Source organism: Herbiconiux sp., assembly GCF_004297105.1.
In the GTDB taxonomy this organism is placed as follows: domain Bacteria; phylum Actinomycetota; class Actinomycetes; order Actinomycetales; family Microbacteriaceae; genus Herbiconiux.
The window spans coordinates 20,174-45,061 of the sequence record NZ_SCVE01000016.1 but is presented as its reverse complement, the minus strand read 5'-3'; the positions used below and the strand labels follow the sequence as shown (position 1 = coordinate 45,061).

Sequence of the window (24,888 nt, the reverse complement as noted above, 5' to 3'; positions counted from 1 at the left end):
GCCCCCAGTTTACGGTCAGTGGCCTTCCGCACCGTCGGTCGACTGGAGCCGGGACTCCTCCTGATCGAGCATCAGCTGCGCCCGCACCAGGATGCGCGACGGGAACTCTCCACGACTTCGCGCGTCGAGCAGGGCCGCCCGCTCCGCCCTCAGCACCTCGAGTCGCAGGATGCGGTACTGCTCGTGCGGAGCACTCCCCGCCGAGTGCTCGGCGTGTGCCCGCTCCCAGGCCGATTCGCTCCGGAGGTCGGCGTCGCTGCGCACCCGGTCGACGACACTCTCGTCGACGGTCTCTCCCCCGGGCAGGCTCAGATCGGGTGCCTCGAGAACCTGCAGCCCCGCGGCGCGCAACTCATCGACCAGGGAGGCGAACCGGGCGTGGTCGGCCGACTCGTCGACTCCTTTCACGCGGAGCAGTCGGATGACGGTCGGCAGGGTCCCGCCCTGGAACACGAGCGTCACGAACGACACGGTGAACGCGATCAGGATCAACTGGTTGCGGTACGGCGTGGCCTCCGGCAGCGACTGCGCCGCCGCCACGGTGACGACCCCGCGCATCCCCGCCCAGGTGAGCACCACTCCGCCGCGCCATCCCGTGGCCTCGTTCGCCACGGCCTGCGGGTCTCGACGGCCCGCCCGCGCTCGCTGGATCGCGAGCAGCGGCCCCACGAACAGGTAGCGGATGACGAGCAGCACGATCGCCGCCATCACGCCGAGCCCGATGGCCTCGATCGCGTTGAGGTTGTCGGACTCGTGCCCACTTCTCGCCGCGTTCATGAAGATGTCTTTGAGTTCCAGCCCCATCAGCAGGAACACGCCGTTCTCCAGCAAGAACTGGATGGTGCGCCAGTTGAGCCGCTCGCTGATGCGCGCCGACGCCGTGAAGTGCTTCGCGCTCTGATGCCCCGTGTAGAGCCCCGCGACCACCACGCTCAGAACCCCGGATGCGCCGATCGCCTCGGCGGGGATGTAGGCCAGGAAGGGGATGATGAACGACACCGCGGTGGTGAGCACCGAGTCGTTCAGCTTCGACCGGAAGAACACGGTCACGAAGCCCACGACGAGCCCCACCCCGATGGCCACCACGGAGGAGTAGGCGAAATCGAGGGTGACTCCGCCGAATCCGCCGAACGCGATCGTGCCCGCGGTCGCGGCCACGGCGGTGCGCAACAGCACCAGGGCGGAGGCGTCGTTCACGAGACTCTCGCCTTCGAGCACCGCGATGAGCCGCGGTGGAAGCCCGAGTCGCTTGCCGATGGAGGTGGCCGCCACCGCATCCGTGGGGCTGATCACCGCGCCGAGGGCGATGGCTGCGGCGAGATTCAAGTCGGGCAGGATCACGAAGAGCAGGAATCCTGTGGCGAACGCGCTCACGAACACCAGCAGCACGGAGAGCACTGAGATCGACGCGAAATTCCTGCGGAAGTCGAACAGCGGCAGGTTGATGGCACTCGCGTAGAGCAGCGGAGGCAGCACTCCCGCGAGGATGATCTCCGACGGTACGTGGATGGGCGGCACACCGGGGATGAACGAGATCCCGATGCCGATCACGACCAAGACGATGGGAGTGGCCAGCCGCAACTTCGGCGAGAAGACGGAGACCCCGACGATGATGATCAGGCAGATGATTCCGACCAGCTCAGGCCTCATGGGTAGAGCCTAGTGAATGCGGCGGCGGCCGATGTGCACGCACAGATCGCCGACGTGGCCGTCGATCCGCGTGCGGTGGATCAGTACCAGCCGCGGTTCTCCGAGGAGGCCCAGGCCTCGCACGGGGTGCCGTAGACACCGGCGATGTAGTTGAGGCCCCAGTTGATCTGCACGTTCGCGTCGGACTCCCAGCCCGGCCCCATCTTGCTGCCCGGAAGGGCCTGGGGAATACCGTGCGCGCCCGAGGAGGCGTTGTGCGCGGCGGGGTTCCACCCCGACTCGCGGTTCCAGAGGGCCAGCAGGTAGTAGTAGTCCTGCTCGCTCCAGCCGCGGCTCATCACGCCCTGGTAGGCGATGTCCTGATAACTGCCCGCAGCCGGCAGACCCGGGGTGGGGACGACGTTCGCCTCACAGCCACCGCTCGCGGAGGCCACGGCCCCGCTCGAGACGGGCACGGACACCGCCGCGGGAACGGGTGCGGGAGGAGGGGGCGGAGCCTCGGTGACCGTGTAGCCATCGCGGGTGACCGCCGTGGACTGCCCCGCGGCCACGGAGAGCGACTGGTCGGCTCCGGCCTCAGCCGTGATGGTGGGCGCGTACTGCTGCGAGGCGTTGGCGCCGACCGACTGTGGGTCGACGGCGAAGAGCATCACGAACGCCACCGCGGTACCGAAGGCGAGCACCTGCAGCCCCGTGCGCACGACGGGGTTCTGGGTGGCTCGCGTGGATGACATCGTTCTCAATACCAGTGGTTCGCGTCGGAATGCGCAAGTGCGGAGATGGGATCTCCGTAGCGGCCCTGGATGTAGTTCAGCCCCCAGGTGATCTGCGTGGCGGGGTTCGTGAGCCAGTCACTGCCGGCGGAGGCCATCTTCGAGCCGGGCAGCGCCTGCGGGATGCCATAGGCGCAGCTCGACTTGTTGAGCGCGTTCACCCGCCATCCGCTCTCCCGGCTCCACAGCGCGATGAGGGCGTCGTACTGCGCCCCGGTCCAGCCGCGGGCGGCCGCGAGGTCGAGCGCCACGGCCTTCGCCGTATCGGGGTCGGCCACCGCGGCATTGGGATCGGGGCATCCGGAGTCGCTCGAGGTCGACGTGCTGGACGAGCTCGACGACCCGGTCGCCGTGCTCGAGGTCGAGGCCTCGACGATCACGGGCTTCGGGGCCTCGGTCACCGAATAGGAGTCGCGGAAGACGGATGCCGCCACCGAGCCGGAGACATCGAGCTCCTGTGTGGTCCAGCTGGTCTGGTCGAAGCTGTCGGCGAACGTCGCCGAGGCCGGTGTCGCGCCGAGGTTCGGGGCCACCACGGTCACGAAGGCGCAGGCGCCGACAGCGGCGAGGCCGAGAACCTGGAGGGCCAAGCGACCCGATCTGGTGGTTCGCCGACCCACCCCGCGAACCGCGGGTGCGGACTGCGGGCGGGCGACGGTCTGAGAAGGCTTTGGCACGATTTGACCGATTTTAGCTCATCCGGCTGGATTCGCCCGAGAATTCTCCTGCAGCGAGGCCAGCAGGCCCCGGCGCGCAGCCTGCTCCGCCGGGTCGGGAACGGGCAGCGAGGCGAGCAACCGGCGGGTGTACGGGTTCTGCGGATGCTCGAGCACCTCCTCACCCGTGCCCTCCTCCACGAGGGCACCGTGGTAGAGAACGGCGATGCGGTCGGCCAGCAGATCGACCACGGCGAGGTCGTGGCTGATGAACAGGGCCGCGAAGCCGAACTCGAGCTGGAGCTCGGCGAAGAGTTCGAGAACCCGGGCCTGCACCGACACATCGAGGGCCGAGGTGGGCTCATCGGCGATCAGCAGCTTCGGCTCGAGCGCGAGCCCGCGAGCCAGGCTCGCGCGCTGGCGCTGGCCGCCGCTCAGTTCGTGCGGGAAGCGGTCGCCGTAGCTCTTCGGCAGCTGCACGGCCTCGAGCAGTTCGTCGACCCGCTTGCGAGCCGCCTCCGGATTCTTCGCCCGACCGTGGATGACGAGTGGCTCGGCCACCGCGTCCGCGATGGTGAGCAGGGGGTTGAAGCTCGCCGCCGGATCCTGGAACACGAACCCGATGTCGGCGCGCAACGGCTTGAACCGACGCTCCGAGAAGCCGTTCATCTCGAAGTCGAGCACCTTCAGCGAGCCCCCCGTGATGCGGGTGAGACCTCCGATGGCCCGGCCGATGGTGGTCTTGCCCGATCCGCTCTCGCCCACGAGGCCGAGCACTTCGCCCTGTGCGATGCGGAACGACACCTCGTCCACCGCGCGGAACCCCTTGCGGCCGAGGCGGCCCGGGTACTCGATCACGAGATCGGTGGCCTCCACGACGGGGGCGTCGACGTGGCCCTCGGATGCGCGCGAGACCCGCATCCGTTCCCGTTCCGCCGCCCGCTCGACGGTGCGCACCCGGCCCTGGCCGATGCGCGGAACGGCGTCGAGGAGCTTCTTCGTGTAGTCGTTCTGCGGCGCGCTGAAGAGGGTGGCGGCATCCGCCTCCTCCACCACGACGCCCTGGTACATCACGGCGACCCGGTCGGCGAGGTCGGCCACGACCCCCATGTTGTGGGTGATCAGCACGATCGCCGTGCCGAACTCGTCGCGGAGGCGGCGCAGCAGGTCGAGGATCTCGGCCTGCACCGTGACGTCGAGCGCCGTGGTGGGCTCGTCGGCCACGATCAGGCCCGGGTTCAGAACGAGCGCGGAGGCGATCACGACGCGCTGCTTCTGGCCACCGGAGAACTGATGCGGGTAGTAGTCGACGCGCACCTCGGGATCGGGGATCCCCACCTTGCGCAGGATGTCGATGGCCTGGCGCTTGGCCTCGGAGCGTGTCAGCTTCGCATTGTGCGCACGGAGCCCCTCCGCGATCTGCCAGCCCACCGTGTAGACGGGATTCAGGGCGGTCGACGGCTCTTGGAACACCATCGAGACGTCGGCGCCGCGCACGGCCCTCAGCTGCTTCTTGTCGAGGGTCACGATGTCGCGCGTGGCGGTTCCGGCGCGATTCGACAGCAGAACCGCGCCGCCGAGCGTTGCGGTCTCGGGCAGCAGACCCAGGATCGACTTGGCGGTGACGGTCTTGCCGCTGCCCGACTCCCCCACGATGGCGAGCACCTCGCCCCGGTTCACGGTGAGGGTGACGCCGGCCACGGCCTTCACCGCTCCGGCGTCGGTGGCGAAGGAGATGGAGAGATCGTCGATCTGCACGACCGGGGTCACGACGTCGGTGCTCATGCGTTCTCCTCCAGGATCTCGGTTTCGCTCGGCAGCGGCTTGTCGACCGAGGTGAGCGACATCGTGCCCTCCTTCTGCTTCACGCGCTTTCGCCCGCGCAGGCGCGGATCGGCGAGGTCGTTGAGGCTCTCGCCCACGAGGGTGATGCCGAGCACGGCGAGCACGATGGCGAGACCCGGGTAGAGCGCCGTCCACCAGATGCCGCTCGTGACGTCCGACAGTGCCTTGTTGAGGTCATAGCCCCACTCGGCCGCGGCCGTGGGTTCGATGCCGAAGCCGAGGAACCCGAGTCCCGCGAGTGTGAGCAGCGCCTCGGAGGAGTTCAGCGTGAAGATGATGGGCAGGGTGCGCGTGGCGTTGCGCAGCACGTGTCGGAACATGATGCGCGGCGCCCCGGCGCCGAGCATCTTCGCCGACTCCACGTAGGGCTCCGCCTTGATGCGGATCGTCTCGGCCCGGATGACGCGGTAGTACTGCGGGATGAAGACGACCGTGATCGACAGCGCCGCGGCCATGATGCCGCCCCAGAGGCTCGACTGGCCGCCCGAGATCACGATCGAGAGCACGATGGCGAGCAGCAGCGACGGGAAGGCGTAGATGGCGTCGCCGATCACCACGAGCACACGATCGAGCCAACCGCCGAGATAGCCCGAGACGAGCCCGAGCAGGATGCCGGCGAAGATCGAGAAGACCACGGCCATGATGATGACGAGCACCGCCGTCTGGGCACCCCAGAGCACGCGCGAGTACACGTCGTAGCCGCCGACCGTTGTGCCCATGATGTGGGCGGCGCTCGGCGGCTGCTGCGCGCCGAAGGCCCCGGCGTCGTCGCGCAGCTGGGAGAAGCCGTACGGCGCGATGAGCGGGGCGAAGATCGCCACGAGAACGAAGATCGCGGTGATCACGAGGCCGGCCACGAGCATGCCGCGCTGGAGGCCCACGCTCTGCCGCAGCTGCTTCAGCACGGGGAGGCGGCCGAAGAATCCGGGCTTCGTGGGCGGCAGCGCGGCCACGTGGCCGGTGGGAACGAGTTCGGTGGTCATGCTCAGTACCTCACTCGCGGGTCGATGAGCGCCGCGATCACGTCGACGACGAAGTTGGTGAGGGCCACGAACACGGCGAGCAGGGCCACGATGCCCTGCACCGCCACGAAGTCGCGGGCCGAGAGGTAGGCCGCGAGCTGGAAGCCGAGACCCTTCCACTCGAAGGTGGTCTCGGTGAGCACCGCGCCCCCGAGGAGCAGCGCGATCTGCAGGCCGATCACGGTGATGATCGGGATGAGCGCGGGCTTGTAGGCGTGCTTGCGCACCAGGCGGAATTCGCTCACTCCGCGGGAGCGGGCCGCATCCACGTAGTCGGTGCCGAGGGTACCGATGACGTTGGTGCGCACGAGGCGGAGGAACACGCCGGCGGTCAGGAGGCCGAGCGCGATGCCGGGGAGCACCGCGTGCGAGAGCACGTCACCGATGGCCGCCGAGTTGCCGAGCTGGATCGCATCGATCAGGTAGATGCCCGTCTTGTTGGGCAGGGTCTGCATCGCCAGTTCGGTGCGCGTCGTGGCGCGGCCGGCCACCGGGAGCCACTGCAGCCACACGGAGAAGATCAGTTTGAGCATCATGCCCGCGAAGAACACGGGGGTGGCGTAGAAGAGGATGGCGGCGATGCGCAGCACCGCGTCGGGGTAGCGGTCGCGGAAGTAGGCGGCGAGCATGCCCAGCGGGATGCCGACGATGAAGGCCACGATGAGCGCGTAGAAGGCCAGCTCCAGGGTGGCTCCGCCGTAGGTGAGGAGCACCTCTGTGACAGGGCGGTTGTCGCTGATGGTGTTGCCGAAGTTGCCGGTGAACACCTGTCCGAGGTACTCGACGTACTGCACGAGCACGGGCCGGTCGTAGCCGGCGGCATGGATACGCTCGGCCAGCTGGTCGGCCGTGAGCCGGCCACCCTGGGCTGCCGTGATGGGGTCGCCGATCGTGCGCATCAGCAGGAACACCAGCGTGACCAGGATGAAGATGGTGGGGAAGATCAGCAGGAAGCGGATGAGGAGATATCGCCCCAGCCCTCCCCCGGCGCTCTTCGGTTTCGGAGCGACCACCGACGGTGCGTCGGTCGGAAGCAGACTTGTCGTCATCATTGCCAATCAGTCATCGGTGCCAGGCGGGTCGGGCCGCGCGAAGGGGCGGCCGGTGTGATCCGGCCGCCCCTGGGTGCGGGTGTCGTTCTAGCCCTTGGTCAGCGGGGCGTAGCGGAACTTGAACGACGCGTCGAGGGTGACCCCGCCGACATCCGTTCCCGCCACGGCCACCTGGGCGCCCTGGAGGTAGGGCACGGTCGACAGGTCGACGGCTTCCTTGGCCTGGATCTCCTCGATGATCGACTGGCGCTCGGCCGCGTCGGCCGTGGAGGCCTGCTTCAGGATGAGGTCGTTGACCTCGGGGTTGTCGTAGTGGTTGCCGAGGAAGTTGTCCTTCAGGAAGAACGGAGTGAGGTAGTTGTCGGCGTCGGAGTAGTCGGGGAACCAGCCCAGCTGGTAGGCCGGGTAGAGGTCGGCCGTGCGGTCTTTCGCGTACTGCACCCACTCGGTCGACTGCAGGTTCACCGTGAACAGACCCGACTTCTCGAGCTGGTCTTTGATGAGCGCGTATTCGTCGCCTGAAGAGGGGCCGTAGTGGTCGGGGCTGTACTGCAGGTTCAGCTCGACGGGCTCGGTGACTCCGGCCGCGGTGAGTGTGGCCGTGGCCTTGTCGACCGACGGGCCGCCGTTGCCGTCTCCGTACGTCTCCTTGAGCACCTCGGTGGCGCCGGTGAGGCCCGCGGGAACGAAGGAGTACAGCGGGGTGTAGGTGCCCTTGTAGACCTGGTCGGCGATCTCGTCGCGGTCGATCAGGTCGGCCACCGCCTGGCGCACGGCCGTGGCCTTCGCGGGGTCGGCCTCGGCGGTGGTGGCGCCGAACGGCTGCGTGTCGAAGTTGAACGTGATGTAGCGGATCTCACCACCCGGGCCGTCGTAGACCTTCACGGCATCGTTGGTCGAGAGGTCGTCGACGTCGGTGGCCGAGAGGCTGCGGAACGCCACGTCGATGTTGCCCTCCTGCACGTCGAGCTTGAGGTTCGACGAGTCGGCGTAGTACTTGGCGTTGATGGGCGACTCGGCTGCCGGCAGAACACCCTTGTAGTCGGCGAAGGGCTCATAGGAGATGAGGTTGTTGAAGTCGTAGCTCGAGATCGTGTACTGGCCCGCGAAGGCCTTGCCCGCCACGATGTCTTCATCGGGCGTGATCGAGTCGGCCGAGAAGACCTCTTCGTCGACGATCGGGCCAGCGGGGCTCGAGAGGATCTGCGGGAAGACCTGGTCGTCGGGGCTCTTCAGGTTGAAGACCACGGTGAGGTCGTCGGGGGTGTCGACGCTGTCGAGGTTGTACAGCAGCGACGACGGGCCGTTGGGGTCGGCGATCGCGAGGTCGCGGTCGAAGCTGAACTTGACATCCGAGGAGGTCAGCGCGTTGCCATTCGCGAAGGTGAGACCCTCCTTGAGCTTCACCGTATAGGCGGTGGGGCCGGTGAACTCGGCGCTCTCGGCGATGTCGGGCTCGACATCGGGGCTGCCGTAGGGAGTGTTCATGAGGAGCGGGAACACCTGGTTCATCACGGCGAACGAACCGTTGTCGTACGAACCGGCGGGGTCGAGGGTCGTGACCTTGTCGGTGGTGCCGACGATGATCGTCTCGCCCGATGACGTGGTGGAATCGGTGCTTCCCGCGGCGCAGCCGCTGAGGACGAGCGCGAACGCCGCCCCGCTGGCCGCCACGACGAGCGTGCGTCGGGCGAATGTGGATGCGGATGTCATATCCGTCAGTACCTCCTGTGTCAGGTGCGGGCGGACCGGAGGCGCTGTGGACGTCGCGGGCCGCTTGTGCTGTGACACATAGCTAACACAGTGAATCCGTGTCACCCAAACTGGGGTACCCCATTTATGAGCATTCTTTACGCGATCGAAATATTCACGCGGGAAATCAGAGCGCCAAGCGGCTTTTCGGCGCCGTGATTCAAGGATCGTGCGCGGCTCAGCGCACCGCGAGCATCACGTCGACGACCGCGTCGAGCACCGCGTCGACCTGGGTCTCGCTGTAGCCGCCGCGGCGGGAACGGAAGACCACCGTGCGCACATCCGTCACCGTGACGTCGATGCCCGTGCGGAAGTAGTCGACGAGGTACTGCGTGAACGCGTCGACGTCTTTCGGGTGGTACCCCACCCGCAAGAACCCGGCCCTCTCGAACTTCTGCCCGGCAGGTCGTTCGAGGCGAGCAAGGATCTCGGCCGCGCGTGAGCGCGCATCCGCGAACCAGGCCTCGTCGCCCGATGCCTGGTAGGCGCGGTCGCGCTCCCGCAAGGCGAAGGCGTCTTCGAGGCGCTCCAGCGCCGCATCGACCGCCGGCGGGTAGTAGCCGCCCTTGCGCATGCTGAACGCCGTGCTGCGCACGATGCCGGCCGACAGCACCTCGCCACGCTCGTCATAGGCCAGCCGGGCCTTCTCCAGGAAGCCGTCGACCTCGTCGGTGTCGTAGCCGAGGGTCGAGTTGCGGGTGCGGGGAAAAGGAACGCTCACGGGTCTATTGTGCCAACGATTGGCTGGGAACGCGGAGCGTCAGCTCGCGAACACGACCCAGAGCACGTAGGCGGCGGCGGCCGAGGGCAGGATGGAGTCGAGACGGTCGAGGAATCCGCCGTGCCCCGGCAGCCAGGAACTCATGTCTTTGATGCCGATGTCGCGCTTCAGCAGCGACTCGGAGAGGTCGCCCACGGTGGCCGTCACGGTGATGACGGCGCCGAAGATGAGGCCGACCCACCAGGGCTGCCCCAGCATGAAGATGGCGAGCAGCACGCCGCCGATGAGTGCGGCAGCCGCAGCACCCGCGAAGCCCTCCCAGGTCTTCTTGGGGCTGATCGTGGGGGCCATCGGATGCTTGCCGAAGTTGAGCCCCGTCGCGTAGGCGCCGACATCCACCAGCACCACCGTGATGATGAAGGCGAGAACCCACCACTGGCCTCCCTCCTTCGAGAGCAACAGCACCGCGACGCTGCCGAGGAAGGAGACGTAGACCTGCACGAAGGTGCCGGCGCCGAGATCGCGCACGAGACCGAGGGCGGTGGGGCGCGGATGCTCGAACGCCACCTGCACCACGCGCCAGAGCGCCACGAGGAGCATCCCGGCGAGAGCCACCAGCCACTGCCCGGGGGCGCCCCAGTAGTAGGCGGCGGGAACCATGGCCACACCCGCGATGACGCTCGGGATGCGCGGCACGTGGATGTTCGCGTGCCGGAAGGCGGTGGCGAGCTCGAGCGTGCCGAAGGTGACGAGCACCACGGCGAGCACCATGAAGAGCTCTTTGATCACCACGAGACTGACCACCATCACGCCGGCCAGCACCACTCCGATGAGGATGGCGGAGAGCAGGTTGCGACCGGAACGGGCCGTCATCTTCTCGTTCGCCTCGTCGAACTGCTCCTTGCGGGCGCGCACCTGCGCCTGGATGTCGGCGCGCGACAGCGATCGCGTCTTCCTCACAGGAGGAGTGCGACTGGGTCCGAGACCGGGGTCGTGGCTCATGGGCGGCCGTCGAGGTCAGACCTCGAGGAGTTCGGCTTCCTTGCGCTTCAGGGCGTCGTCGATGGCGTCGACGTGGCTCTTGGTGACCTGCTCGAGCTCTTTCTCGCCGCGCGCCACCTCGTCGTCGCCGACCTCGCTCTTCAGCGCATCGAGGTCGTCTTTGGCCTTGCGACGGATGTTGCGCACCGACACCTTGCCGTCTTCGGCCTTGGTCTTCACGATCTTCACGTACTCCCGGCGACGCTCCTCGGTGAGGTCGGGGAGGGTGACACGGATGATGGTGCCGTCGTTGTTGGGCTGCGCGCCCAGGTTCGGCACATCGCGGATGGCCTGCTCGATGTCGCGCAAGGCGCTCTTGTCGTAGGGCGTGACGATCAGCGTGCGCGCCTCCTGGTTCTGCAACGAGGCCAGCTGCTCGAGCGGCGTCGGGGTTCCGTAGTACGACACCAGGATCTTCTGGAAGAGCGCGGGGTTCGCGCGGCCGGTGCGCACGTTCGAGAAGTCGTCTTTGGTGACCTCGACGGCCTTGGTCATTCGCTCGGTGGCATCCGCCAATACATCCGCGATCACGGGGAACTCCTTCAGTGGTTCAGTCTGTTCAGTGTACTCAGTGCGATGTGGCGACGAGCGTACCGATGCGCTCGCCCCGGATGGCCTTGGCCACGTTGCCCGCCGGCTCCATACCGAACACGTGCATCGGCATGCCGTTGTCCATGCAGAGGCTGAAGGCCGTGGAGTCGACCACCTTGAGGCCCTGAATCAGTGCGTCGTTGTAGGTGAGGGTGTCGAGCTTGACCGCGGCCGCATCGACACGCGGGTCGGCCGAGTACACGCCGTCGACGCCGTTCTTGGCCACCAGCACCTCGTCGGCATGGATCTCCAGCGCACGCTGAGCGGAGACCGTGTCGGTGGAGAAGTAGGGCAGACCGGCTCCGGCACCGAAGATGACCACACGGCCCTTCTCGAGGTGCCGGATGGCACGGCGCGGGATGTACGGCTCGGCCACCTGCGTCATCGAGATGGCCGACTGGACGCGGGTCTCCGCTCCGGCCTGCTCGAGGAAGTCCTGCAGGGCGAGGGCGTTCATCACGGTGCCCAGCATGCCCATGTAGTCGGCTCGCCCACGGTCCATGCCACGCTGGGAGAGCTCGGCTCCGCGGAAGAAGTTGCCGCCCCCCACGACGATCGCGACCTCGACCTCGCGAGCCGCCTCCGCGATCTCCCGCGCGAGGCTGGAGACGACGTCGGGGTTCACCCCGAGGGAGCCGCCCCCGAACGCTTCACCGGAGAGTTTGAGTAGTACCCTGCGCTTCTCAGCCGGCTCTGACATCCGTCGTTCGTCCCTTCGTCGTGCCTCATGTTCAGGCTACAGAGAAAACGGGCCCGGGTCTGACGACCCGAGCCCGTTTTCATGTGTCTCAGAGGTTATGCGCCGACCTTGAAGCGGGCGAAACCGGTGACCTGGATGCCGGCATCCGCCAGCACCTTCGACACGGAGAGCTTGTTGTCCTTCGCGTAGTCCTGCTCGAGCAGGGCGACCTGCTTGAAGTAGGCCTGCACGCGACCCTCGACGATCTTGGGAAGAGCCGCCTCGGGCTTGCCCTCGTTCTTCGAGATCTCGGTGACGATCGCGCGCTCCTTCTCGACGGCCTCGGCGGGCACGTCGTCGCGGGAGAGGTACTGCGGGTCGGCGAACGAGATGTGCTGCGCGATGGAGCGAGCGGTCTCGGCGTCGGAACCGGAGTAGGCCACGACCACGCCGACCTGCGGGGGCAGGTCTTTCGAGGTCTTGTGCAGGTAGATCTCGAAGGCGTTGCCCTCGAGACGCACGATGCGGCGCAGTTCGATCTTCTCGCCGAGGATGGCAGCCTCGTCGTTGATGACGTCGGCCACCGTCTTGCCGTCGGCGGGGGCCGCGAGGGCCTCTTCGACGGTGGACGCACCGGCGGCGAACGACGCCTCGAGCACCTTGTCGGCGAGGGCGATGAACTTCTCGCCCTTCGCGACGAAGTCGGTCTCGCAGGCGAGCTCGATCAGCGTCGCGGCGCCGTCGCCCTGCTTGGCGGCGACGAGGCCCTCGCTCGTGGAGCGGTCGGCACGCTTCGCGTTGCCCTTCGCACCCTTGAGACGCAGGATCTCGACGGCCTTCTCCATGTCGCCGTCGGCCTCGACCAGGGCGTTCTTGGTGTCGACCATGCCGGTTCCGAGCTGCTCGCGCAGCGCTTTGACATCAGCCAGGCTGATTGTTGCCATAACTTTCTGACTCCTTGAAATTTTCTCGCGACCCGGATCGCGGGTCACGTTAGCGCACCGGGGTGACGGTGCAGTGACTACTTGGTCGAGGGGGCTTTCTCGGCGTCGGTGGCCTCGGCCTCGATCTTCGCCTCGGCGGCCTCGTCGGACTCGACGTGGTGCTCCACGACCAGCTCGGGGTCGGTGATCTCGGCGAGGTCGGCGGCTGCAGCAGCATCCGCGTCGTTCTCCTCGACGGGCACCTCGGCCGCGATGACCTCGGCGACTGCCTCAGCGTTCTCGGCACCGGTGACCAGACCGTCGACGGCCTCGATCTTCTCGGCCTCGGAGGCGGGGGTCTCGGATGCCTGGAGCAGCTCGCGCTCCCACTCGGCCAGGGGCTCGGCGGGGGCGTCGCCCTCTTCGGGCTTCTGGTGGCGCTGGATGAGGCCCTCGGCCGCGGCGTCGGCCACGATGCGGGTCAGCAGGGCGACGGAGCGGATCGCGTCGTCGTTGCCCGGGATCGGGTAGGTGACCTCGTCGGGGTCGCAGTTGGTGTCGAGGATGCCGATGACCGGGATGCCCAGCTTCTTGGCCTCGTCGATCGCGAGGTGCTCCTTCTTGGTGTCGACGACCCACAGCGCCGAAGGCGTCTTGGTGAGGTTGCGGATACCACCGAGCGACTTGTGGAGCTTGTCGAGCTCGCGCTTCTTGATGAGGAGCTCCTTCTTCGTGAAGCCGCTCTTCGCGGTGTCTTCGAAGTCGAGCTCTTCCAGTTCCTTCATGCGCGCGAGGCGCTTGGAGACCGTCTGGAAGTTGGTGAGGAGGCCACCGAGCCAACGCTGGTTGACGTAGGGCTGGCCCACGCGGGTGGCCTGCTCGGCGATGGACTCCTGAGCCTGCTTCTTCGTGCCGACGAAGAGGATGGTGCCGCCGTGGGCGACCGTCTCCTTGACGAAGTCGTAGGCCTTGTCGATGTAGCCCAGCGACTGCTGCAGGTCGATGATGTAGATGCCGGAGCGCTCGGTGAAGATGAAGCGCTTCATCTTCGGGTTCCAACGGCGGGTCTGGTGCCCGAAGTGAACGCCGCTGTCGAGCAGCTGGCGGATGGTGACGACGGCCATGAGCCGATCTCCTTCATGTTTCGGCGCACGCGGACGCATACTGCGTCGGCGATTGCCACTCGGTTTTCTTCGCGACGGTGGCCGCGAATCCTGGTGCCCGGCGCGCATCCGAACCCTCTTCTTCAAGAGAGACCGATTGGATGCGGATCGCCGAATGGGCACGCGTAGTCACCCCGACATGCGGGGTGCTCCGAGAATCATAACACCGGTGCTACTGGGGCTGCACCTCGCGGTCGCGGCGGCGCACGACCTTCAGGCTGTCCATGCTCTCGAGCGAACGGCCCTTCGTCTCCGGCACCGCGAAGAACACGAAGAAGAACGACACGAGGGCGAAGAACGTGTACAGGCCGTAGGTGAAGGCGAGCGAGAAGCCCGACAGGGCCGGGAAGGTCTCGGTGATCGCGAAGTTCGTGAGCCACTGCGCGGCAGCCGCGATGCCGAGTGCCTTGCCGCGGATGCGGTTCGGGAAGATCTCGCCGAGCAGCACCCAGACGATGGGCCCCCAGGTGGCACCGAAGAAGATCACGAAGAGGTTCGCGCCCACGAGGGCCAGCGGGCCCCAGGCGCCGGGCAGCTGGGGGGTGCCGCCATCCGTCACCACGGCCTGGGAGAAGGCGACGGCCATGAGGCCCAGGGAGACGACCATGCCGGCGGATCCGGTGAGCAGCAGCGGACGGCGGCCGATCTTGTCGACGAAGAAGATGGCCACGAAGGTGACCGCCACGTTGATCACGCTGGTGACGACCGAGATGGTGAAGCTCGTGCCGGGGTTGGTGGTGTCGAAGCCCACCGAGCTCCAGAGGCTCGTGGAGTAGTAGAAGATCACGTTGATGCCCACGAGCTGCTGGAACATCGAGAGCAGGATGCCCACCCACACCACCGGGAGCAGACCGAACATCTTGCCGCGCAGGCTGGCGGTGCGGGCGTTCTCGCGGTCTTCGCGCAGGCTCGTCTCGATCTCCTCGAGCGCGTCGTCGACCTCGCTGGCCGGAGCCACGCTCGCGATGACCGTGCGCGCTTCGTCTCGGCGGCCCTTGCCGGCCAGGTAACGGGGCGACTCGGGCAGGCGCCACGCCAGCAGGCCGTAGACGACGGCGGGGATGACGCAGACGATGAACATCCAGCGCCACGCGTCCTGTCCGAACCAGAGCGGCTCGTTGGCGCCGCCCGCGGCGGCCTGGAGGAGGGTGTCGGAGAGCAGCGCCGCGAAGATTCCCAGGGTGATGGCGAGTTGCTGCAGGCTTCCGAGCGCGCCGCGCACGGCCTTCGGCGCGATCTCGGCGATGTAGGCGGGCGCGATGACGGAGGCGATGCCGATGCCGAGGCCGCCCACCACGCGCCAGGCGATGAGGTCCCAGACGGCGAAGGCCAAGCCGGAGCCGATCGAGGAGACCAGGAAGAGTCCGGCGCCGATGAGCATCACGGGGATGCGGCCGATGCGGTCGGCGATGCGCCCGGCGAAGTAGGCGCCGATCGCGCAGCCGAGAAGGGCGCAGGCCACCACGAAGCCGGAGAGGAGCGGCAGGTCGCCGAGAGCGAAGTCCTCGTCGATGGCCTTGACCGCGCCGTTGATGACCGAGGAGTCGAAGCCGAACAGGAAGCCGCCCAGGGCTGCAGCGACGGAGAGGGCGATGACCTTGCGTCGGAGTCGGCCTGCGGCGGCGGGATCGTCGGTGGCGGTGGACTTCGCCGCCGCTCGGTCGTTTCCGGGCTCATTGGTCGTCATGACGGACTCCTTCGTGCCGAGTGGGTGTCGGGCTGCGTTCTCGTCGTCCTCTTCCCCACAGCTCCGATCCTGGCACGATTCGTGCACATTCGCGTCGGTCCGACTCCACTCGTGGCCCCGCTCGGGCACTGTGACGGGATGTTCGCTCCCTCTCCGCCCTGGCGTCCGTTTGCGCTCGTGCTGGCGCTGCTGCTCTTTCTGCTCGTCCCACGGCCCGCCGCGGTGTCGGCCTCGAACGCCGACGCCGCGACCACCGTTGCGCCGGCGTCAGTGGTGGAAGCCGCGGTGCGCGGTGGATGGCGGTGGCCTGTCGACGCGCCCGTCGTCGTCACCTCCGAGTACGTCGCGCCTGCGACGCGGTACTCCCCCGGGCATCGGGGCGTCGATCTCGCAGCAGCGACGGGTGCGGTGGTGCGGGCGCCCTCATCCGGAATAGTCGTGTTCGCGGGCGTCGTGGCGGATCGACGGGTGGTGTCGATCGAGCATCCGGGCGGATACCGGTCGAGCATGGAGCCCGTCGACGCGGCGATTCCCGTCGGAACGCAGGTCACGGCCGGCCAGGAGCTCGGCCGGGTCGCGAGCGGTGGCCACTGCGACCGGTCGTGCCTGCACTTCGGGGTAAGGCTGAACGGAGACTACCTGAACCCGAGGGGGCTGATGGGTGAGATCCCGCGAGCGGTGCTGCTTCCGGTCGCGGCGCGATCGGCACCGATATCGCAACCAGGGCGACGAGGCTCTACGCGCGCGGATGTGCCGCCCGGTAGGAGTCACGAAGGCGCTCGACTGTCACGTGCGTGTAGATCTGGGTCGTGCCGAGGCTCGCATGACCGAGCATCTCCTGCACCGCGCGCAGGTCGGCACCACCGTCGAGCAGGTGGGTGGCGGCGGTGTGGCGGAATGCGTGTGGGCCGGCGGGGCCGCTACCGGGCACCTCCTGCAGCAGACGCGCCACGAGTTCGTAGACGGCACGGGTGCCGAGTCGACCGCCGCGCGCACCCACGAAGAGCGCCGGGGTGGCGGATGCCGTCGCTCGGGAGACCAGGCCGCGCCGCGCACGAGCGGAGTAGTCGACGAGAGCCACGTGGGCAGGCAGCCCGAAGGGCACCACACGTTCTTTCGACCCCTTGCCGATGACGCGAACGGTGCGCCGGTCGAGATCGAGGTCGTCGACGTCGATGCCGACGAGTTCCGAGACGCGGAGGGCGGAGGCGTAGAGCAGTTCCACCACGGCGCGGTCGCGCAGCGCGATCGGGTCACCCTCCGCTGCGGCCTCGGCGAGCGCGTCGAGCACTCCGGTCATCGAGTCGCCCGAGAGCACGCGGGGAAGAGAGCGGTCAGGCTTGGGAGCACGCAGTCGCACAGCCGCATCGACATCGATCGCATCGGCGCGCACCAGCCAGGCCGAGAACGTCTTGGCGGTCGCCGCGCGCCGCGCGAGCGTCGACTTGGCCAGCTCGCGCTGAGCCGCTGCCCAGAGCCAATCCCGGTACAGCTCGAGGTCGAGTCCGCGCACGTCGTCGACGCCGCGTGCCGCGGCGAACGCCTCGAGGTCGGCCAGATCGGAGCCGTACGACCTCGCGGTGTGCTCGGAGTACCCGCGTTCGAGCCGCAGGTACCTGCCGTACTCGACGCGTGCCTCGGAGATCTTCACCCCACCAGCATGCCCGGCCGCCCCCGCGACGCTCCCCCACCCCCCCGGCGGTTCTCCGACCCATTGCCCGCTCCGGCGAGACGCCGGCGCGAAGAGACCGGCGAGGCGATCAGGACGAGATGGGCGGCACCTGCCGGGAGAAGGCCTCGAGCTGCTCATCGGCGCTCAGGGCGTAGACACGGTCGACGAAGGCCTTGTCGAAGCCCGACACCTGCGGGAAGTCGCCGATCGGAACGATGGAGTGAACGATGCGGTCGCCGTAGACCTGCACGATCGTGAACGACTGGCCGCCGCCCAGGCCGCGGAGCTCACCGCGCGGTGCGGTGGCATCCATCGTGTAGCAGGTGGCCGCCGCCACCGACACCGGCACCCCCGCGAACATGCTGTTCGTGGAGTAGTGCAGGTGCCCACCCAGGATGGCCCGCACATCGGTGCCCTCGATCACGGCTTCGAGTTCGTGCTGACGCTGCAGCTCGAGCACCGGCATGAGAGGGATGCTCGTGGGGATGGGCGGGTGATGGAGCGCCACGATCGTGCCCTCGGGCGCCGGCACTGCCAGCTCGGCGCGCAGCCACTGGAGCTGCTCCGAGCTGAGCTCCCCGTGGTGGAAGCCGGGCACCGAGCTGTCGAGTGCGATCACGCGCAGACCGCCGAGCCGGATGCTGGCGACCACAGGTGACGTCGCAGCCGGCTCATCGAGCAACTGCTCGCGCAGGCGTGACCGGTCATCGTGATTGCCCATCACCCAGAGCACGCGAGCGCCCAGGCGCTCGGCCGCCGGCTCGACGATTCCCCTGATGCGCTGATACGCGTCGCTCTCACCCAGGTCGGCGATGTCGCCGGTGAACACCAGCGCTTCCGGCCGGATGCCGGAGGCCTCCAGCTGCCGGAGCGCCCGCGTCAGGGTGGCATCGGTGTCGACGGCCCCGTACAGCGGCTTCCGGTCTGCGAGGAAGTGGGTGTCGCTGATGTGGATGATCGTGTGCAGTGGCTCACCGTACTGGAACATGCATCCAGTCTCGCAGACCGACGATGTCGCGGATCGGTCGTGCTGCCCCACGAATCCGAAGCGCTCTGCACGAGCAGGTGAACACCTCGTGCCCGGAGATCACCCCACACGGCGCCACCCCTTCGAGGTCTCCTCCACTGTCCCGTCGAGGGCGAGCACGCCGAGCACGGCGACCACCGCACGCGGGGCCATGCCGGCTCCGCGTGCCACGTCGTCGACCGTGCGCTCGGCGCGGCGGCTGAGCGCATCGAGCACGCGCACCGTCTCCGCCGCATCGCCGCGCAGACCCCCGCCGGTGCCCGGGCCACTCCCGTCTGCCACGTCTGCCCCGTCGTTCGAGTCGGGCGTGTCGTCGACGAGGCGGGGCGGTTCGCCGACCGGGCCGAAGACGAGTTCGACGATGTCGGCCGCCGATGTGACGCAGTGCGCGTCGTACTCGCGCAGAAGCCGGTGGCACCCCGCGGAGGTCGCGCTCGTCACCGGCCCGGGAACGGCTCCCAGCGGCCTGCCGAGGGCGGCCGCGTGACCTGCCGTGTTGAGCGAACCGGATCGGCGACCCGCCTCCACCACGACGGTGGCCTGTGACGCGGCGGCGATGAGCCGATTGCGTTGCAGGAAACGCCACTTCGTGGGCGCTGATCCGCACGCCAGTTCTGAGACGACCGCGCCCGAGGCCATCACCCGCAGAAGCAGCTCATGATGCGCGCTCGGGTAGAGACGATCCACTCCCCCGGCCAGGTAGGCGACGGTGGCGCCTCGACTCGCGAGGCTTGCACGATGCGCCATCCCATCGATGCCGTAGGCCGCGCCGGAGACCACCGCGAGCCCCCTGTCGCTGAGCCCCGAAGCGAGGTCCATCGCCACGTGCTCGCCGTAGTTGGTGGCATCGCGAGAGCCGACGATGGCGACCGAGCCACCCGGATGGCTGAGCTCACGCAGAACACCCCGCACCCACAGCGCCAGCGGGGCGTGGGCGCCGAGATCGGCGAAGCCCGCCGGCCAGACGGGATCGGCCGGGATGACGAGCCTGGCTCCACAGCGCGCGGCAGCGGCGAGCGCCCGCAGGGCGGACCGGGACGAGAGCCGCGGACGCCACCGCTCGACTGCGGCGTCGAGATCGGCCTCGGTGAGTTCGTGCGAGAGCTCGGCCGGCAGGGCTTCCCGCCACTGCGCCGCGGCGCAGCCCTCGATGAGCATCGTCAAGGCCCGGTCGGCCCCGACCGCCCCGATGACGATTCCGGCCACGGCGTCGCCGGGCTCGACGAGCGTCGTCCAGGTCGATATCGCGAACAGCCGCGCCACCGCCACCTCATCGAGCTCGGAGCGGGCCGACGAAGGACCACTCGTGGCGCTCGACAGGGAACGCGTGGCAGCCCCACCGCGCACCGATTCGACGAGACGACGTACCTCGGAGCGATCGAGCTGGTAGTGGGTCATACGATCACCGGCCTGACAGGAGGACGACCCGCGCCGGAGCCCTCGGGGAACGGGGCCACCACAACGCGCACCTCGGCGCGACCGACGGGATGGCGGCTCATGCGCTCACCGACCGACGGAGGAAGAGTGCCCAGCCGACGTGGTCGCGGGTGGGCATCGGGGAACCGTCGAGGTCGGCCAAGGTCCAGGCGACCCGCAGCACCCGGTCGTAGCCGCGCATCGTGAGCGTGCCGCGCTCGAGCGCGCGATCGATGGATGCGGTCACCCGAGGTGCCGGGCGGCGCTTCGCTGAGCGGTACCAGCCGCCCGGCACCTCCGAATTGGTGCGCCACGGGGTCTGTGCCAGCCGCTCCCGCGCCACGACACGGGCTGCCTCCACCCTCTGACGGGCCTCCGCACTCGTGACAGCCATTCCCCCGTCGCCCGCCACGCGGATGGCCGCCGTGGTGACCCGCTCCACCCGCAGCTGCAGGTCGATTCGGTCGAGCAGCGGGCCGGACATGCGCGCGAGATACCGACGTCGCGCGATCGGCGTGCAGGTGCAGGCGATGTCACTCGTACCGAACTGTCCGCACGGACAGGGGTTCGCCGCCAGCACCAACTGGAAGCGACCGGGGAAGTGAGCCACCGCGTTGGCCCGGTGGATCGTGATGGTTCCGGATTCGAGCGGCTGCCGCAGTGAATCGAGCACCGCACTCGCGAACTCGGGCGCCTCGTCGAGAAAGAGGACGCCGTGGGCCGCTCGCGCCGCGGCTCCTGGACGGATGACCTTCGACCCACCACCCACGATGGCCGCGGCCGACGAGGTGTGATGCGGGCTTTCGAGGGGTGGCCGCACCACGAGGCCGGTCAGAGGCCGCCCCGCCAGGGAGGCGAGCGAGGTGGCCACCAACGAGGCCTCGGGCTCGAGGTCGGGCAACAGCGACGGCAGCCGCTCGGCCAGCATCGTTTTGCCGGCACCCGGGGGACCGAGGAGGAAGAGGTGGTGCCCGCCGGCCGCGGCGACGATGAGGGCTTCGACCGCATCGGGATTGCCGATGACATCCGACAGGTCTCCCGTCGCGGCCGCCACCTCCGACCGAGGTGCCAGAACCAGCGGCTCCACCACCTCAGGATCGAGGTGGGCCCCGTGGCGGATGAGAGCATCGCGCAACGAGGTCACCGTGGTGACCTCGACATCCGGAACCAGGCGCGCCTCGTCTTCATTGCCCCGCGGCACCACGAATCGCCGGTACCCGGCGGCTCGCCCCGCCACGATCGCGGGCAGCACGCCGTGCATGGGCCGCACGCGGCCGTCGAGACTCAGTTCGCCGAGGTGCACGACACCCGCGATCGACGAGGGATCGATGGCACCCTCGGCGGCCAGAACCGCCAGCGCGATGGCCAAGTCGTAGGTGGAACCCTGCTTCGGCAACGACGCCGGTGAGAGGTTCACCACGATCTTCTTGGCCGGCAACGGGCATCCGTCGTTTGCCGCAGCGGCCCGCACCCGGTCTTTCGCGTCGGAGAGCGCCGTGTCGGGCAGGCCGATGATCTGAAAGCCGGGAATGGCGCTCGCGATGTGCGCCTCGACCTCCACGACCGCCCCGGTCATGCCGAGCAGCGCGACCGACAGCGTGTGCGCCACCATCACACCACCGCCCGCAGGTGCTCGATCGTGGGCTCACCCGACGACGCGCACAGGATGCCCACCACATCGACCCGGAACGGCCGCCGTCGGCCGCCCTCGTGCGCGGCGACCCAGGCCGCCCCCAGCAGATGGAGACGCCTGAGCTTGGCCGGCGTGATGGCCTCGAACGGGTGGCCGAAGGCATCCGTCGACCGCGTCTTCACCTCCACGATCACGAGCTCGGGCCCCTCGCGGGCCACGATGTCGATCTCGCCCACGGGACAGCGCCAGTTGCGCGCCTCCACGTGGAAACCGGCATCGATCAAGTGGGCGCAGGCGATCTCCTCGCCTCGCCGCCCCAGTGCGTCTTTCGCTTTCATGGCAACCTCCGCGACCAGGATCGGTCGACGGAGCAGGCAGCAGGCCGCTCACAGCGGATCTGTGGACGAAACCGACTCCGCAGCGAAAGTGCAGAAGTGGAGGTTTCTACTCGTCGAGCGCGAGTTCCTTGGGCAGCTCGAAGTCTTTGCTCGAGAGCTCCTCGACGTTCACGTCTTTGAACGTGAGCACCCGAACCGACTTCACGAAGCGGTCGGAACGGTACACGTCCCACACCCACACGTCGTTCATGGTGAGTTCGAAGTAGAAATCGTGCTCCGTGTCGCGTCGCGCGAGCTCGACCTCATTCGCGAGGTAGAACCGGCGCTCCGTCTCGATCACGTACTTGAACTGCGAGACGACATCGCGGTACTCGCGGTACAGAGCCAGCTCGACCTCGCGGTCGTAGTCTTCGAATTCGTCCTCGTCCATCGTGCGACCAGTCTAGGCCGTGAACTCGAGCGGCAGTTCGGCAGAGCCCAAGAGCTTCGACAACCAGGTGTGCCGGTGCAGCTCCGTCGCACCGAGGGACAGGATGGCGTCGCGGTGCTCCTCGCTCGCGTAGCCCTTGTTGCGCGCCCAGCCGTAGCCCTGGAAATCGGAGTCGTGATCGATCATCATGCGGTCGCGCGCCACCTTCGAGATGACGGATGCGGCCGCCACCGACGCGCAGTCGCGGTCGGCCTTCACCTGGGTGCGGATCGACAGCGGGGTGCTGAGCACGGGCGACAGCCAGTCGAAGTGCCCGTCGAGGATGATCGTGGCCGCCATGACATCGACCCCCGCCGAGTGCAGCTCGGCCAGTGCCCGCTTGCCCGCGAGGCCGAGGCACACGCTGATGCCCTTCTCATCGATCTCCTGCGCCGAGGCGTAGCCCACGGCGTGCGCGAGCCCCCATGACATGGCCACGGGAGCGAGCTCCTCGCGCCGCGGCTCCGACAGCATCTTCGAGTCACGCAGACCTCGGGGCACCTCCCGCGCGGCCCGCACGTCGATCACGCAGAGACCGACCGCCACAGGGCCCGCGAGCGCGCCACGGCCCACCTCGTCACAGCCGATCACCATGCCGCTGTGGCCATTGGGCCGCCGGCCGCGCCCCACGCCCGCGATCTTTCGTTCGAGGTCGAGCGTGGGATCGGCGACAGGGGTCATCGGGTGCTGCCGAGGGAGTCGAGCGTGGGTGCCGACACGGCCTCACGCGCGGCCTCGGCGACCAGATCGACGCCGTCGCTGTCGCTGTCGCCGTCGCCGTCGGCCGAGCCGGATGCGGACGACGAGGCGGGCGGGGCCACAGACGCGGCAGCACCCTCGGCCGCGGGTGCCGCATCCGGAATCCCGCTGAACACGTCTCCGTAGTCGTCGAGCCAGGCCCAGTGGTCGATGGGCCAGGTCACCAGAACGGCGCGCCCCACCACGTTGCCGATGGGAACGAAGCCCTTTCCGGGCTTCTCCTGGTTGAAACGCGAGTCGGCGGAGTTGTAGCGGTTGTCGCCCATCACCCACAGCGAGTTCGCCGGCACGGTGACGTCGAAGGCCTCCTGGGAGACGGCGGTGACGCCGTCGGGGAGCTTCAGATACTCCGCTTCGTCGAGTGGTACGCCGTTGACCGACATCTGCCCCAGGGCGTTGCAGCACACCACGTGGTCGCCCGGCAGCCCGATGACGCGCTTGATGAGGTGGTCGTTGGCATCATCCGGCGCGAGGCCCACACCTTGCAGCGCCCAGTCGAGGGCCGCGACGACCGGGTTCTTCGTGGGCTGGGCCACCGCGGGCAGCCAGCCACCCGGGTCTTTGAACACGACGACGTCGCCCCGGGTGATCGGGATGACGTTCGGTTCCAGCTGGTTCACGAGGATGCGGTCGTTGATCTGCAGCGTGTTCTCCATCGAACTCGACGGGATGTAGAACGACCGCACCAAGAACGTCTTGATGAGCACGGATGCGACCAGCGCGATCACGAAGATGATGAGCAGGTCGCGCACGAACAGCCACGCGCTGCGTTGCCGCTTCGAACGCCGATCGGCGGTGCCGCCCGTGTCGCTGCTGTCGTGCGATGGCACGGATGTTTCTGTCATTTAACCGCCTGAGCTCCCGAACCACTGTAATGGTCGGGAGCTCAGGATAGCTTTCAAATCACGCTCGGCGTGGAGCGAATTCGAAGCGAAGACTACGAGTCGCGCTTCTCTTTGATCTTGGCCTTCTTGCCACGCAGGTTGCGGAGGTAGTAGAGCTTCGCCCGGCGCACGTCACCGCGGGTGACGACCTCGATGTGGTCGATCACCGGGGAGTGCACGGGGAACGTACGCTCGACGCCCACCTGGAAGCTGACCTTGCGAACGGTGAAGCTCTCGCGAACGCCCTCGTTCTTTCGGGCGATGACGACGCCCTGGAAGATCTGGATACGCGAGCGCGTACCCTCGATGATGTTCACGTGCACCTTGACGGTGTCGCCGGCGCGGAAATCGGGGATGTCGCTGCGGAGCGAGGCCGCATCGACGTTGTCGAGGATATGCATTGTGTAGTTCGCAATCTGCGCCCGCTCACAGGTCGAGCACGGCTTTGAAGTCGGTAGATGATGTGCCGGATGATTGCTGGCTCCCCTGTGGCAGAGCCGGGCCGTGGCACAAGGGTCAATTGTGCCATAGATCGGCGCATCCTCGCAAAGACGCAGGATGCGCCCTCGGGCAGTGCCTCAGAGGCGCGGTGGCGCGGTGCGGTCGCTCGTCTGGATGACGATGTATTCGCCGTCGACGCGGGGTGACTGAAGAGGGCTCTGCACGCGGCGCACCTGCTCCTCGTACCCGGCGAGCGCCGCCTTCACCCGCTTGCGCGTCTCGACCACGAGCTGGATGATGCCCGACCAGAACAGGGCGATGACCGCCACCACCGCGAGGGTGCCGAGCAGCGCCGTGGCGGGGGTGAAGAACCCGACGGCGATGATGAGACCGTGCAGCACGGTCAGCAGGCCGACGTCGAGCCACGAGACGGCCTTCTCGGCGCGCACGTCTTTGCGGGCGAAGATGAGTCCGGCCGTGGCGAGCATGGCGACCGTGAGCATCATGACGCCGACGATGAGGCCGATGATCTGCCATCCGGTTGCCGAGAAGATACCCCAGCCGATGAGAATCCAGGCGGGCAGGATCACTGCAGCGGGGAACTGCCAGTAGAAGAACGCCTTGCGGATCAGCACCCGACCAGACTATGCAGGCTCTCCGCATGTTCGCTGAGACTCAGGTGGGTAGGGTCTTC

Annotated in this window: 24 protein-coding genes and 1 pseudogene; 1 reads left to right on the top strand and 24 read right to left on the bottom strand. The window is 68.0% G+C overall.

Translation table 11 applies throughout. The annotated features are described in order from the left end of the window. Positions 1-15: 15 nt before the first annotated feature. The 14 genes from EPO52_RS12815 to EPO52_RS12750 form a co-directional block, all read right to left on the bottom strand. Positions 16-1,650: a sodium:proton antiporter gene (locus tag EPO52_RS12815; protein WP_290807076.1), complete on the bottom strand. Its 1,635-nt coding sequence runs from the start codon at positions 1,648-1,650 to the stop codon at positions 16-18. Positions 1,651-1,730: 80 nt separating this feature from the next. Continuing rightward, positions 1,731-2,384, bottom strand: coding sequence for a lytic transglycosylase domain-containing protein (locus EPO52_RS12810; RefSeq protein ID WP_290807075.1), 654 nt, complete (start codon positions 2,382-2,384; stop codon positions 1,731-1,733). A gap of 5 nt (positions 2,385-2,389) precedes the next feature. Next, positions 2,390-3,100 carry a lytic transglycosylase domain-containing protein gene (locus EPO52_RS12805; RefSeq protein WP_290807073.1) on the bottom strand — a complete coding sequence of 237 codons (711 nt, stop codon included), beginning with the start codon at positions 3,098-3,100 and terminating at the stop codon, positions 2,390-2,392. A gap of 18 nt (positions 3,101-3,118) precedes the next feature. Then, positions 3,119-4,864, bottom strand: coding sequence for an ABC transporter ATP-binding protein (locus tag EPO52_RS12800; protein ID WP_290807071.1), 1,746 nt, complete (start codon positions 4,862-4,864; stop codon positions 3,119-3,121). Then, positions 4,861-5,907 carry an ABC transporter permease gene (locus tag EPO52_RS12795; RefSeq protein ID WP_290807070.1) on the bottom strand — a complete coding sequence of 349 codons (1,047 nt, stop codon included), beginning with the start codon at positions 5,905-5,907 and terminating at the stop codon, positions 4,861-4,863. The genes EPO52_RS12800 and EPO52_RS12795 overlap by 4 nt, the downstream gene beginning before the upstream one ends. A gap of 2 nt (positions 5,908-5,909) precedes the next feature. After that, on the bottom strand, positions 5,910-6,995 hold the full coding sequence (locus EPO52_RS12790) for an ABC transporter permease (RefSeq protein WP_290807247.1): 1,086 nt from the start codon (positions 6,993-6,995) through the stop codon (positions 5,910-5,912). A 90-nt stretch (positions 6,996-7,085) separates the two neighbouring features. After that, positions 7,086-8,711, bottom strand: coding sequence for an ABC transporter substrate-binding protein (locus EPO52_RS12785; RefSeq protein WP_290807067.1), 1,626 nt, complete (start codon positions 8,709-8,711; stop codon positions 7,086-7,088). 217 nt (positions 8,712-8,928) lie between these two features. Continuing rightward, positions 8,929-9,471 (bottom strand): DivIVA domain-containing protein, encoded by a 543-nt coding sequence (locus tag EPO52_RS12780; protein ID WP_290807065.1) that lies wholly within the window; start codon positions 9,469-9,471, stop codon positions 8,929-8,931. A 39-nt stretch (positions 9,472-9,510) separates the two neighbouring features. Beyond that, positions 9,511-10,431, bottom strand: coding sequence for a phosphatidate cytidylyltransferase (locus EPO52_RS12775; RefSeq protein ID WP_290807063.1), 921 nt, complete (start codon positions 10,429-10,431; stop codon positions 9,511-9,513). 57 nt (positions 10,432-10,488) lie between these two features. Next, positions 10,489-11,043, bottom strand: coding sequence for a ribosome recycling factor (gene frr / locus EPO52_RS12770; protein WP_290807061.1), 555 nt, complete (start codon positions 11,041-11,043; stop codon positions 10,489-10,491). 37 nt (positions 11,044-11,080) lie between these two features. Then, positions 11,081-11,803, bottom strand: a complete 723-nt coding sequence (gene pyrH / locus EPO52_RS12765; protein WP_290807059.1) for a UMP kinase — start codon at positions 11,801-11,803, stop codon at positions 11,081-11,083. Between the two features lie 95 nt (positions 11,804-11,898). After that, complete coding sequence (gene tsf / locus EPO52_RS12760; protein ID WP_290807057.1) at positions 11,899-12,726, bottom strand: translation elongation factor Ts; 828 nt, start codon at positions 12,724-12,726, stop codon at positions 11,899-11,901. 77 nt (positions 12,727-12,803) lie between these two features. Further along, positions 12,804-13,829 (bottom strand): 30S ribosomal protein S2, encoded by a 1,026-nt coding sequence (rpsB, locus tag EPO52_RS12755; RefSeq protein WP_290807055.1) that lies wholly within the window; start codon positions 13,827-13,829, stop codon positions 12,804-12,806. A gap of 211 nt (positions 13,830-14,040) precedes the next feature. Beyond that, on the bottom strand, positions 14,041-15,555 hold the full coding sequence (locus tag EPO52_RS12750) for a sugar porter family MFS transporter (protein WP_290807053.1): 1,515 nt from the start codon (positions 15,553-15,555) through the stop codon (positions 14,041-14,043). 138 nt (positions 15,556-15,693) lie between these two features. Here EPO52_RS12750 and EPO52_RS17820 point away from each other — a divergent pair. Further along, positions 15,694-16,191: pseudogene (locus tag EPO52_RS17820) on the top strand (M23 family metallopeptidase); the annotation flags it as partial. A gap of 100 nt (positions 16,192-16,291) precedes the next feature. On the opposite strand, the gene EPO52_RS12745 reads toward EPO52_RS17820, so the two are convergent. The 10 genes from EPO52_RS12745 to EPO52_RS12700 form a co-directional block, all read right to left on the bottom strand. Next, positions 16,292-17,206: a tyrosine recombinase XerC gene (locus EPO52_RS12745; protein ID WP_290807051.1), complete on the bottom strand. Its 915-nt coding sequence runs from the start codon at positions 17,204-17,206 to the stop codon at positions 16,292-16,294. Positions 17,207-17,315: 109 nt separating this feature from the next. After that, positions 17,316-18,215, bottom strand: coding sequence for a phosphodiesterase (locus EPO52_RS12740; protein ID WP_290807049.1), 900 nt, complete (start codon positions 18,213-18,215; stop codon positions 17,316-17,318). Between the two features lie 99 nt (positions 18,216-18,314). Beyond that, the gene (gene dprA / locus EPO52_RS12735; RefSeq protein ID WP_290807048.1) at positions 18,315-19,652 is read right to left on the bottom strand and encodes a DNA-processing protein DprA; all 1,338 of its coding nucleotides are present in this window, start codon (positions 19,650-19,652) and stop codon (positions 18,315-18,317) included. 97 nt (positions 19,653-19,749) lie between these two features. Next, the gene (locus EPO52_RS12730) at positions 19,750-21,285 is read right to left on the bottom strand and encodes a YifB family Mg chelatase-like AAA ATPase (RefSeq protein WP_290807046.1); all 1,536 of its coding nucleotides are present in this window, start codon (positions 21,283-21,285) and stop codon (positions 19,750-19,752) included. Then, entirely contained in the window at positions 21,282-21,641 is a 360-nt protein-coding gene (locus EPO52_RS12725; protein WP_290807044.1) for a YraN family protein, read from the bottom strand. Before EPO52_RS12725 ends, EPO52_RS12730 begins: the two co-directional genes overlap by 4 nt. Before the next feature lie 106 nt (positions 21,642-21,747). Further along, entirely contained in the window at positions 21,748-22,071 is a 324-nt protein-coding gene (locus EPO52_RS12720) for a DUF2469 domain-containing protein (RefSeq protein WP_022898285.1), read from the bottom strand. 12 nt (positions 22,072-22,083) lie between these two features. Continuing rightward, a complete protein-coding gene (locus EPO52_RS12715) occupies positions 22,084-22,791 on the bottom strand; it encodes a ribonuclease HII (RefSeq protein ID WP_290807041.1) in 708 nt (235 codons plus the stop codon). Further along, the gene (gene lepB / locus EPO52_RS12710) at positions 22,788-23,714 is read right to left on the bottom strand and encodes a signal peptidase I (RefSeq protein ID WP_363340254.1); all 927 of its coding nucleotides are present in this window, start codon (positions 23,712-23,714) and stop codon (positions 22,788-22,790) included. Before lepB ends, EPO52_RS12715 begins: the two co-directional genes overlap by 4 nt. Positions 23,715-23,806: 92 nt before the next feature. Further along, positions 23,807-24,154, bottom strand: coding sequence for a 50S ribosomal protein L19 (gene rplS / locus EPO52_RS12705; RefSeq protein ID WP_290807039.1), 348 nt, complete (start codon positions 24,152-24,154; stop codon positions 23,807-23,809). A gap of 177 nt (positions 24,155-24,331) precedes the next feature. Then, complete coding sequence (locus EPO52_RS12700; RefSeq protein ID WP_290807037.1) at positions 24,332-24,829, bottom strand: hypothetical protein; 498 nt, start codon at positions 24,827-24,829, stop codon at positions 24,332-24,334. Positions 24,830-24,888 lie beyond the last annotated feature (59 nt).